At 69.2% G+C, this 12331-nt stretch carries 4 protein-coding genes; 3 read left to right on the plus strand and 1 reads right to left on the minus strand.

Annotated features, from left to right (window positions below; all coding sequences use genetic code 11):
• The first annotated feature begins 189 nt into the window (after positions 1 to 189).
• Both Ate02nite_RS04215 and Ate02nite_RS04220 read left to right on the plus strand, forming a co-directional pair.
• Positions 190 to 9057, plus strand: a complete 8868-nt coding sequence (locus Ate02nite_RS04215; protein WP_203798876.1) for a SpvB/TcaC N-terminal domain-containing protein — start codon at positions 190 to 192, stop codon at positions 9055 to 9057.
• A 131-nt stretch (positions 9058 to 9188) separates the two neighbouring features.
• Positions 9189 to 9962, plus strand: coding sequence for a polysaccharide lyase family 7 protein (locus tag Ate02nite_RS04220; RefSeq protein ID WP_203798878.1), 774 nt, complete (start codon positions 9189 to 9191; stop codon positions 9960 to 9962).
• On the opposite strand, the gene Ate02nite_RS04225 is transcribed toward Ate02nite_RS04220, so the two are convergent.
• Positions 9949 to 10773 (minus strand): LLM class flavin-dependent oxidoreductase, encoded by an 825-nt coding sequence (locus Ate02nite_RS04225; RefSeq protein ID WP_203798879.1) that lies wholly within the window; start codon positions 10771 to 10773, stop codon positions 9949 to 9951. The two genes, Ate02nite_RS04220 and Ate02nite_RS04225, sit on opposite strands and share 14 nt — an antisense overlap.
• A 293-nt stretch (positions 10774 to 11066) precedes the next feature.
• On the opposite strand from Ate02nite_RS04225, the gene Ate02nite_RS04230 reads away from it, so the two are divergent.
• Positions 11067 to 12331, plus strand: a 1265-nt coding sequence (locus tag Ate02nite_RS04230; RefSeq protein ID WP_203798965.1) for a M4 family metallopeptidase, incomplete at its 3' end; no start/stop codon positions are given.

The following is a 12331-nucleotide window of genomic DNA, read 5'->3' on the forward strand; positions in this document are numbered from 1 at the left end:
CCACGGTGCATGTACGCGGCGCCACAACGTTTCCACAACGTCGCACACCATCACAACCATCAATCCTGTCGCGGGATGTTCATCGACGGGCCGGGGGCAGTAATGGGGACCAGACGGATCGTGGCGTGCCTTGTCGGACTACTCGTAATACTGGCCGGTTTGCCGGGCAGTGTGGGCCAACTGTCCACAATGGCCGCACCGGCCCCCGCGCCCGCCGAAGCAAGCACCCCGCCCGATGGCTGCACGGGGACGGCAACCAAGCAAATCACCGTCACCGGCCAGGACGTGGTCGCGGCCGACCATCGGGTAACGGCCCTCGCGGCGGAGACAACCCACGTCGACTACCAGGGCGTACGCCTGACGATCGGACCCGGCGCGGTCTCCTCCCCGGTCGAGATCGGGATCAGCGCGCTGAGCTCGGCCGAGCTCCCGCAGATGGGCGACGAGCTGACCAACGTCACCGGCGGCGCGCAGCGCGGCTGGCGGTTCACCCCGCACCCCTACCGGTTCGCCGCACCGATCGAGATCGCCCTGCCCTACGACGCGGGCACGAAGTTCAGTCCCCAGGACGTCTACTCGTTCTTCTTCGACGACCATGCCGACTGCTGGAAGGCCCTCGAACGGGTCCGGGTCGACGAGAAGAACCACCTGGTCATCTCGAAGACCGACCACTTCACCGACATCGCCAACGCGGTGCTGAGCCTGCCCGAGTATCCGCAGGGCACCTCGTTCAACCCGACCCAGATCAAAGACCTGCAGGCCGCCAACCCGGCCACCGGGGTCACCACGATCAGCCCACCCGGCGCCACCAGCACCGGCGAGGCCCGGCTGTCCTACCCGATCGAGGTGCCGGCCGGCCGCGGCGGCATACAGCCCGATCTGTCCATCGGATACAACTCCGCGAGTGCCAACGGCTGGCTCGGCCAGGGCTGGGACCTGACCGTGCCGACCATCGCGGTGGACACTCGGTGGGGCGTGCCGCGCTACGACGGCGGCCTCGAATCGGAGACCTATCAGCTCGGCGGCGAGCAGCTCGCCCCGGTCGCGAACCGGGGACCGCTGGTCGCCCGTACGGCCGAGAAGGTCTTCCATCCCCGGGTTGAAGGGGCGTTCGCGAAGATCGTGCGGCACGGCTCGACGCCCTCGGCGTACTCCTGGGAGGTGGTCGACAAGGCCGGCACCCGCAGCTTCTACGGCGGCACGCCGGAGTCGGCCCTGGCCGACGACGCCGGGCATCTCTTCGAGTGGGCGCTGCGCGAGGTGCGCGATACGCACGGCAACGTGATGCGGTTGCACACCGTGATCCAGGAGGACGCCGGGATCACCGGCGGTAGCGTCCCGGGTCGCAATCTCTACCTGCAGAAGATCACCTACACCGGTACGGCCACGGCCGAGGGACCGTACGCGGTCACCTTCATCCGCGACCGGGAGCTGGAGGAGGCGCGTCGGGGCGACGTCTCGATCGACGCCCGCGGCGGCTTCAAGCGGGTCACCGCCGACCTGCTGCGCCGGGTCGAGGTCACCCTCAACGACCTGCCGATCCGGGCCTACGAGCTGGACTACACCACCGGCGCGTTCGGCAAGACGCTGCTGAAGTCGGTGACCGAACTCGGCGACGACAACCTGCCGTTCGTCACCCACTCGTTCGGCTACTACGACGACGTACGCGACGGCGCCGGGGCGTACCAGGCCTTCGAACAGGTTCAGTGGACCTCGCCGGACGATGACGTGCGCAACGCCGCGCTCAGCGCGGTCGGCAGCGGCGAAGCCGGTGCCCTCAACGGCACCACCAGCACCACCGTCGGCGGCCACCTGTACGTCGGCTTCGGACCGACCCGGTCGAAGACCAACTCGACCGGCATCAAGACCGGCTTCAACCGCACCACCGACACCGGCCTGCTGGCGCTGGCCGACGTGGACGGCGACAACCTGCCGGACAAGGTCTTCACCCGTGGCGGCGCGGTGGTCTACCGCAAGAACCTGTTCAAGCCGGGCGGCTCGGCCCGGTTCGCCGACGAGGTCACACCGCTGCACAACCTGCCCGGCATCTTCTCCCAGCGCAGCAACTCGTCGACGATCGGCGTGGAGAGCTACCCGGGGGCGGTGGCCGTCCAGCTCGACCACGTGGACACGTTCACCACGACCACCCGCTACTTCTCCGACGTGAACGCGGACGGGATCACCGACCTGGTCGACGGCGGCAACGTGCTGTTCGGCCGGATCGGCGCGGACGGCGCGCCGGTGTACGGGCTCTCGTCGGACACACCGGTGCCGATCGGCTCGGCGCCGGTCGACGCCGACGGTCTGGTCGGCGACCTGAGCGCGGACCGGCAGCGGGAGATCGAGTCGCATCCGCTGGTCGACACCGTGCGGCGCTGGGTGGCGCCCTACGACGGCACCGTGGCGATCACCGGCGACGTGCGGCTCACCGGCGAATCCACCGACGGCATCCGGGCCGCGATCCAGCACGAGGACGAGGAGCTGTGGTCGGGCGGCACGCTCGAGGGTCTCGACGCCGTCACCGTCAAGCGCGGCGACCGGCTCTACTTCCGTCTCCAGTCCCGCTTCGACGGCGTCGGCGACCAGGTCGCCTGGGATCCGAAGGTCGCATACACCGGGACAACCCCGACGACCGACGTCAACGGCCTCGATCCGTACGTCTACCAGGCCTCCGCCGACTTCACCCTGGCCGGCCGCGCGGGCACGGTCACCGCACCCGCCGACGGCACGCTGCACCTCGGGGGTGTGCTCACCAAGAAGGGCGCGACCACCGACGACGTCACCGCGGTGATCACCCGGGACGGCACGACGGTCTTCTCCCGGACCCTCCCGGCTTCGGAGACCGGCGAGACAGTCATCGACACCGACATCTCGGTCACCAAGGGCCAGGCCCTGGCCTGGCGGGTGCGCACCGACTCACCGATCGACCTCGCGCAGATCGCCTGGGCGCCGACGGCCACCTCCGGCGAATCGGTGATCAACGCGCCCTATGACATCGACACCTACACCGCCGACGACCTGACCGCGCCGCAGGCCGCCTACGTCGCGCCGTTCACCGGCGACCTGATCGTGCGGCCCGCGCACACCGGCACCGCCACGTTCACCGTGAAGAAGCGCGGCGCGCTGCTGGCCAAGAACACCGGCGCGGAAGACCTCACGGTGCCGGTGACCGAGGGCGACGAGCTGTTCTTCGACTTCAGCTCGCTCGACAGCTCGGTCACCGAGAGCTCGGTCCAGGTCGGCTCCTCGGTGGACACGCTGGCCCCGGCACCCAGCGCGCTGCATCGAGCCGCCGAGGAGGGTGCTTTCCCGCGCCCGTACCGCGGCTGGGGTGTGCTCGGCTACAACGGCAACGCCTCCGGCCCGATCGCGCAGAACCGGCTGGTCATCGACGAGTCCTGGACGGATGACCTGCCGACCTCGGTCGACCCGCAGGCGCAGAAGGACGAGTTCGCGGCCGACCCCCGGGTCAGCCCGCCCGACGCGTTCCCGTACGCGCCCGACCCGGCGAACAACCGCTGGGCGAACGACAACTTCACCTGGGCCGGCCCCGGCACAGCGAGCAGTTCCCGGCTCGGCACCCAGGCCATCACCGTGCCCACCGCCGGTGACTTCGCCACCGTCACCGCCGTACCCAAGCTGTCCCGGTCCACCCAGATCTCGCTGACCGGCGGCGTGGCCGGCGGCATCGGCAGCCTCGGCGGCAGCATCGCCACCGGCGACAGCACCGCCGAGATGGACTACGTCGACCTCAACGGCGACGGCTTCCCCGACGTGATCGGCTCGGCCGGCATCCAGTACACCGACCCGACCGGCACCCTCGGCGCGACCCGGGCCACGCTGCCCGACTCGGACGTCCGCAAGACCAGAACCGAGTCCGGCAACGCCAGCGCCGGCAGCGCCGCCCGCACTGTCACCACCGGCAACGGCTACGCGGCCCCGCCGGCCGAGACCGCCGCCAACTCGGCGCAGATCGGCAACGACATGCCACCGCTCGGTGTCGGCGGCAACCTCGGCACCGGTCGCTCGGACACCGCGTTCGACCTGCTCGACATCAACGGCGACAACCTGCCCGACCGGGTGTACGCGGACGGCCGCGCCGCGCTCAACCTCGGTTACCGGTTCGCCGCTCCGGAGCCCTGGCCGGGCGGCAAGCTCAACGCCGGCGACACCGCCAACAGCGGCGCGAACATCGGCTTCAACACCGACTTCTACGGCTTCGCCGGCGGCGCCTCGTTCAGCACCAGCCACAGCTCGACCAACGCTTCGCTGACCGACGTCAACGGCGACGGCCTGGCCGACCGGGTGTTCGACGGCAACCCGATGCGGGTCGCGATCAACACCGGCTCCGGGTTCGCCGCGCCGGTGCCGTTCGCGGGCGGCGCACCGGGCGTCAACGACGACGCGAACGCCCAGCTCGGCGGGGGCGCGTACGTCACCTTCCACGCCTGCTTCTTCATCATCGCGGGCTGTGTGATCATCAACCCGGGCGCCAGCGTCGGCACCGGCGTCGGCCGCACCGAGCAGGCCCTGCGCGACATCAACGGCGACGGCTTCGCCGATCAGCTGCGCTCCACCAGCGACAACCAGCTCACCGTCGCGGAGAACACCACCGGCCGCACCAACCTGCTCAGGACGGTGAGCCGGCCGCTGGGCTCGCGGATCGACCTCGACTACAGCCGGGCCGGCAACACGTTCGACCAGCCGCACTCGCAGTTCGTGCTCAGCAGGGTGACGGTCGCCGACGGGCACGCCGGCGACGGGGTGGACACCCAGGTGTCCACGTTCCGGTACGACGGTGGCGTCTACGACCGGCTCGAACGGCAGTTCCGCGGCTACCACACGGTGGTCACCGAGCTGCGCGACGCGGCCGGCGCGGTCTACCGGTCCACCACCCGCACCTTCGCGACCGACAGCCACTACACCCGCGGCCTGCTCACCGCGACCCGGACCGCCGACGCCGAGGGCCGGGTCTTCCAGGAGACGGCCAGCACCTACCAGCCGCGGGCGACGACCGGCGGCTTCTTCCCGGCTCTGATCCGCACCGACGAGCGCTACTTCGAGGGCCGGGACACCGCCGGCAAGTCGACGTACACCGAGCGGAGCTACGACGACGTCGGCAACGTGACCCGGGAGCTGGACGCCGGGGACGCCGGGACCGCCGACGACGTGGAGACCAAGACCCGGTTCACCTACGAGGACGCGACCTGCCGGACCAGCAACATCGTCGGCGCGCCCAAGTCGGTCGACGTGCGCGGCGGCGGGGTGCTGATGCGGCACCGGGAAGCCACCGTGGACTGCGCCAACGGCGACCTCAAGCAGTTCCGAGCAGCCCTGGCCGACGGCAGCATCGCCACCACCGACTTGACCTACTTCACCGACGGCAATCTCAAAACAGTCACCGAGCCGCCGAACGCCAAGGGTCAGCGCTACAAGCTGACGTACGCCTATGACCCCGCACTGTCCACCTACGTCACCTCGACCACGGACAGTTTCGGCTACACCTCGACGGCCAGTTACAACCTGAAGTTCGGGCAGATCGAGACCAGCACCGACGTCAACGGCCAGCAATCGCGCACGCTCTACGACCGGGCCGGCCGGCCGGACACGATCACCGGCCCGTACGAGACGGCGTCCAACCACCCGACCGTCGACATCGAGTACCACCCGGAGGCGGCCACCCCGTACGCGATCACCCGCAACATCGACCGCAACGCCGACGGCACCATCCGCACCAACTCGATCGACACCATCGTCTTCACCGACGGCCTCGGCCGGATCCTGCAGACCAAGAAGGACACCACGCTGGGCGGGGTCGAGACGATGACCGTCTCCGGCCGGATCGTGCACGACTTCGCCGGCCGGATGGTCGCCCAGACCTACCCGGTCAGCGAGGCCAAGGGCGTCCTCAACACCCGGTTCAGCACCAAGGTCGACCCGGTCACGCCGACCCGGATCGAGTACGACATCCTCGACCGGCCGACCCGCACCACGCTGCCGGACGAGACCGTGACCAGCGTGTCCTACGGCTTCGGGGCGGATCGGGCCGGGGTCACCCAGTTCGAGTCGGCGGCCACCGACGCCAAGGGCGCGGTCACTCGCGCCTACACCGACGCGCGGATGCTTCAGACCGCGGTCAAGCAGGCCGACCGGGTCTGGACCAGTTACGCCCACGACCCGCTGGGCCAGCTCACCACGGTCGTCGACGACCGGGGCAACACGACCCGCAGCGCCTACGACAACCTCGGCCGCCGCACGCTTGTCGACAACCCCGACTCCGGGAAGACCAGGACGGCGTACGACCTGGCCGGCAACGTGACCAAGGAGATCACCCCGGCTCAGGCGACCATCACGTTCGACTACGACTTCGGCCGGGTCACCGGCATCCACTACCCGTCCGGTGAGGACATCGGCTACACGTACGGCGGGCCGGGTGCCGCCGACAACGCCGCCGACCGCGTCACCAAGGTCGCCGACCCGGCCGGCACGGTCACCCGCGGTTACGGACCGCTCGGCGAGCTGACCGCCGAGACCCGAACGGTCGACCTGGTCAAGAAGAGCTACACCACGAAGTACCAGTACGACACGTGGAACCGGGTACAGCGGATGACCTACCCGGACGGCGAGGTGCTCACCTACCACTACGACCACGGCGGCCTGGTCGACAGCGCCATCGGCAGCAGCACCTACCTGGCCAAGATGGAGTACGACGTCTTCGGCCAGCGGACGCTGATGCAGACCGGCAACGGGGTGCGCACGACGTACACCTACAGCACCGCCGACCGGCGGCTGGCCACCCTGCAGTCGGCCCAGGCCGACGGGACCACCTTCCAGAACGCCAACTACGGCTACGACCAGGTCGGCAACGTCACCTCGATCGCGCAGACGGCCGGCGCGATCGGCGGCCTCGGTGGCACCGGCACCGAGTCGTTCGGCTACGACGACCTCAACCGGCTGAGCTCGGCCCAGGGCAGCTACTTCCCGGCCTCGGGCAAGACCGACCAGTTCCAGCTCACCCTCGGTTACGACAGCATCGGCAACATCACCGCCAAGAACCAGACCCACGATCTGGTCACCGCAGGCGTGGCGGCCGCGGTCAAGGACACGAGCTATCAGTACGCGTACGCCTACGAGGGCACCCAACCGCACGCGCCGACCAAGGCCGGGCCGTTCACCTTCAAGTACGACGCCAACGGCAACCTGACCTCCCGCTCCGGGCCGGGCAAGCAGAAACTCCAGCTCACCTGGAACGACGCCAACCAGTTGGTCTGCTCGAGCAGCAGCGGCTCGGCCACCGACCTGGTCCTGGCCTCGACTTCTTCTTGCGAAACCCGCTATCTGTACGACGACCAGGGCAACCGGGTCGTCAAGAACGGCGGCTCCGGCAACGTGGCCGTCTACCCGAACCAGAACTTCACCCAGCGCAACTCGACCTCCTACAAGCACGTCTTCGTCGGCGGCGACCGGATCGTGTCCAAGGCCGTGCAGTCCGGCGCCCAGTTCTACTTCCAGACCGACCATCTCGGCTCGACCGCGTACGGCACCGACGCCGCCGGCAAGGTCGTCGAGCACAACCGCTACCTGCCGTCCGGCGAGAGCTGGGCCACCGAACGGTCGACCGCGTCGCCGAGCCCGTACGGCTTCGCCGGCAAGGAGCTCGACACCGAGACCGGCCTGTACTACTTCGGCGCCCGCTACTACGACCCACGCACCGCGGTCTGGCAGACGCCCGACCCGATGATCGGCAGCTACCTCGACGGCGCACCGGCCGGCGGCGTGGGCAACCCGGGCAACCTGGCCGCCTACACCTACGCCGGGAACAACCCGGTCCGGCTGGCCGATCCCGACGGACGCTGGATAACCATCGCCGCCGGGGCCGCGATCGGCGCGGTGATCAGCACCGGCTTCGAGGGCTACGCGCAGTACCGAGCGGGCGAGTTCAGCGCCCGAAGACTGGTCGGCGCGGCGGCCGGCGGCGCGGTCAACGGCGCGATCGAGGGCGCCACCCTCGGCGCGGGCTTCCTGGTGCGCGGCCAGGTCGCCGGGGTGGCCAACGCGGTCGGCCAGGGCGTCACCCGCACCATCAACGGCGAGGCGCAGAGCCTCGACCAGACCAAGGCCGACTACGAGAACGGCGTCATCTTCCACGGCGTCGGCACCGCGGTCGGCAAGGTCGGCGGCAAGGTCTACGACGCCGCGAAGACACGCTTCTTCGGCAAGACCGAATCGGCGGCGGCCTCGGCCGAGACCGCGGGTGGCCGGCTCGGCTGCAACTCGTTCACCGCCGACACGAAGGTGCTGCGGGCCGACGGCTCGACCACCCGGATCGGCGATCTGAAGCCGGGCGACAAGGTGCTGGCCACCGACCCGGCGACCGGGCGGACCACGGTCCGGACGATCACCGATACCCACGTCAACCGGGACACCGACCTGACCGACGTGACCGTCCGCGACCGGGACGGCGACGTCGAGGTGGTACACACCACCGCCGGTCACCCGTTCTGGGACGCGACCCGCAAGGCCTGGGTGATCGCCTCCGACCTGCGGTCCGGCGAGTTCCTGCGGGCCGCCGACGGCACCGTGGTCACTGTCGTCGCGACCACCACGAAGCTGGCCGAGCAGGACATGTTCAACCTGACGGTGAGCGGGGTGCACACGTTCTACGTGCTGGCCGGGGACTTCGCGATCCTGGTGCACAACGCGACCTGCAGTTCGCAGGCCAAGATTCTGGGGGACAACATGGTCGCGGCGGGGATCACCCGTCCCGCGCAGACCGAGGCCCACCACATCGTGGCCAGCGGCGCAGCGGGCGCCAAAACCGCCCAGACACGGCTGGCGCATTTCGGTATCGACATCAACGACGCGGCCAACGGCGTGTTCCTCCCGGCCAACAAGAGCTCGGCCAATCCGACCGGAGCATCGGTCCACCGGGTGATCCACAGTCCCTACTACTACAACTACGTCAACGACCTGCTGGCGAAGGCGACCAACGCCGCCGAGGCGACTGCCGCCCTCGACATGGTCCGCCAGCAGCTCAAGGACGGCTACTGGCGCTGATCGCGAGGGGTGCGCCCGGCGTACGGGCGCACCCCGTTATTTAAGGTCTGTTTAAAGTCGAGCTTCGATGTCTCACCCTACTGTTAGCCAACTTGCCAATCCCCCCGAGATGGCTATAGGTAGGTATCCCCATGCACAGACGGAAGCTCCTCGCGGTCAGCCTCTCCACCGCCGTGGTCGGCGCGCTCGGCGTCCTCGGCATCACCAACGCGTCGGCCGCCGCGCTCGACCCGGCGCTGCCCCCGGGCGGCAACTTCGACCTGGCGATCTGGCAGCTCCAGCTGCCCGTCGGCTCCCCGGGCAAGCCGGACACGATCTCCCCGGCGCAGTTGAAGACCTACAGCAACCCGGCCTACTTCTGGACCGACAAGAACGACGGCTCGATGACGTTCTGGGCGCCGGAGAAGGGCGTGACCACGCCCAACTCCAACTACGCCCGGTCCGAGCTGCGCGAGATGAACCGGGACGGCTCGGCCGCCAACTGGTCCCTGGCCGGCAACCACACGCTCAGCGCCCAGCTGCGCATCCCCTCGGTGACCAAGAACGTCTGCGTCGGCCAGGTGCACCTCGGCACCGGCGGGTCGTCCACCAAGCCGCTGCTGGAGCTGTACTACCGCCCCAACGGTGACATCTACCTCGGCACCGAGAACTCGCCGGACGGTGGGCAGACCCTGCACAAGGTCGGCAACGTGGCGCTCGGCGTGAAGTGGACCTACGTCATCAACGTGACCGGCAACAAGATCAACCTGACGGTCAACGGGTCGAAGACGACGTACACGATCCCGTCGTCCTTCAACCCGTACAAGCAGTACTTCAAGGCCGGCTCGTACAACCAGTCCTCGTCGGAGAGCACGTCCAACGGCGCGAAGGTGAAGTTCTACAGCCTCACCGTCAGCCACGGATGATTTTGATGACCGGGGCGAACTGTTCCATGAACAGGCCGCTCACCCCGATGTAGGACACGTCGAACTCCTCGCGGCGCCGGCAGAGCAGATCCGCGATCCGCTCTGCCGAGCCGACGAGGAACGCGATCCCGCCGTTCCAGGCCATGTCCCGCGGGTCACCCCCGACCATCCGGGACAGCCAGGACGGAATGGCATCGACGGTCGCGGCCACGGCCGCGACATTGAGGTGCAACTCGAGCTCGTCGAATCTCTCGCCCGCGGCATCGCGCAATTGCGAGACGGTACGGGCGAGAAGCGGCTCCGTGGTCTGCGGCGGCAGGCCCAGCGCCACGATGTCGGCCTGTGCCGCCGCGAGCCGCAGCATCCTCGGCCGGCTGGCCGCCACCATCACCGGCGGGGCGTTCTCCAGTTTCCGGACGGCCTCGATGGTCGACGCGACCCGGTCGAGCCGTTCGCCCGGCGTACCGAAATCCGCCCCCAGCGATGCCGCGTCCTCGGCCGCGCCCGGCCGCCCACCACCGATGCCCAGTTCGAACCGGCCGTCGCTGAGTTCCTGCAACGTCTCGGACTCCCAGGCGACCAGCCCCGGCGCGCGGTTGGGAGCGCTCACCACGTACGTACCTATGTGTAGTGATGTGGTCACGGCGGCGGCCGCCGCCAGCGCCGGGAACGGCGCGAAAGTGTTCCGGGTGTCGGGCACCAGTATGGTGTCGTAGCCCAGCTCCTCGGCCCGCCGCGCGGTGGCGGCCCACTCGGCGCCGGACGGCGCCCTTCCGGCGACGACGCCGAATCGGAACTCACGCTCGGTCATGGCGGCATCGTCTCGCGTACGCCCGGCGCGGGTCATCCGACCAGGGAGTACTTCCGCAGTACGACCTAGGGAGTATGGCCCGGAAAGCGCTCCCACGGCGGGCGCAAGGGTTTTCCCTGATTCGGAGATACCCATCGATGCCTAGCGTCTCACTTCAAGTCGTCTCGGTGTGACTTATCGTCCATCGGACCTTGAGCCTGCCCAAACCCCCGGGCAGAAAAAGGAGTACCCGCGTGAAACGTCGAACCCCCCTGATCATCGCGCTGGCTGCTGGTACCGCAGCCGCTTCCGCGATGGTTGCGGTGGCCGGGCCGGCCACCGCAGAGCCGATTGACCCGACGGCCGCCACCAAGCTCGCCGCCACCAAGGCCGACGCCCTTGTCGCCAGCAAGCCTGCCGTCCTCCAGGCCAGCACGGCGGACACGTTCCAGCGTCAGCCCGTCCTCTCGTCGCACGGCCTCAACTACACCCCGTACCTCCGGTACTACAAGGGCCTGAAGGTCGAGGGCGGCGACCTCGTCGTCCTGACCGACGCGAGCGGCGCGACCAAGTACACCTCGGTCGCCCAGACCAGCCCGATCGGTGAGCTGGCCATCACCCCGAAGATCGCCGACACGGCGGCCGCGGCTACGGCCAAGGCTCAGCTCAAGACGGTCTCCGGCGTGGAGGGCACCAAGCTCGTCGTGGTCGCCGCCGAGGGCGCGGCCGCGAAGCTGGCCTGGCAGACCACGGTCAACGGCACCGGCGCCGAGGGCGCCAGCCGGCTCACGGTCAACGTGGACGCGCAGACCGGTGCGGTGCTCAGCACCAAGGAGCACGTCACCAACGTGGCCGGCACGGGCACCGGCTGGATCAACGGCGCGGTGTCGATCGACACCACGCTGTCCGGCTCGACGTACTCGATGAAGTCCTCCACCCAGGCCACGATGCAGTGCCAGGACGCGTCGACCAACACGACGTTCAGCGGCACCGACAACGTCTGGGGCACCGGCGTCGGCACCAGCAAGGAGACCGGTTGCGTCGACGGCCTCTACGTCGGCGAGGGCCAGACCAAGATGCTCTCGGCGTGGCTCGGCCGTAACGGCCAGGACGGCTCCGGCGGCGCGTGGCCGATCCGGGTCGGCCTGAACGACCAGAACGCGTACTACGACGGCACCCAGGTGCAGATCGGCAAGAACACCGCCGGTCAGTGGATCTCCTCGGCCGACGTGCTGGGCCACGAGCTCGGCCACGGCATCGACGACACCACCCCCGGTGGTATCTCGGCCAGCGGCACCCAGGAGTTCGTCGCCGACACGTTCGGCGCCGCCACTGAGTGGTACCTCAACAACGCGAACGACCCGCCGGACTACCTGGTCGGCGAAGAGGTCAACCTGGTTGGCTCGGGCGCGATCCGCAACATGTACAACCCGTCGGCGCTCGGCGACGACAACTGCTACTCCAGCAGCACCCCGAGCGACGAGGTGCACGCCGCGGCCGGTCCCGGTAACCACTGGTTCTACCTGCTCGCGCAGGGCACCAGCGGCAACGGCCAGCCCGCGTCGACCACCTGTAACAG

The sequence above is a fragment of the Paractinoplanes tereljensis genome (assembly GCF_016862435.1).
Classification (GTDB): Bacteria; Actinomycetota; Actinomycetes; order Mycobacteriales; family Micromonosporaceae; genus Actinoplanes; species Actinoplanes tereljensis.

What these genes read in the sequence shown, in the direction of transcription:
- Ate02nite_RS04225 (WP_203798879.1), bottom strand. Translation starts at nt 10,773, where the DNA reads ATGACCGAGCGTGAGTTCCGATTCGGCGTCGTCGCCGGAAGGGCGCCG.
- Ate02nite_RS04215 (WP_203798876.1), top strand. Translation starts at nt 190, where the DNA reads ATGGCCGCACCGGCCCCCGCGCCCGCCGAAGCAAGCACCCCGCCCGAT.
- Ate02nite_RS04220 (WP_203798878.1), top strand. Translation starts at nt 9,189, where the DNA reads ATGCACAGACGGAAGCTCCTCGCGGTCAGCCTCTCCACCGCCGTGGTC.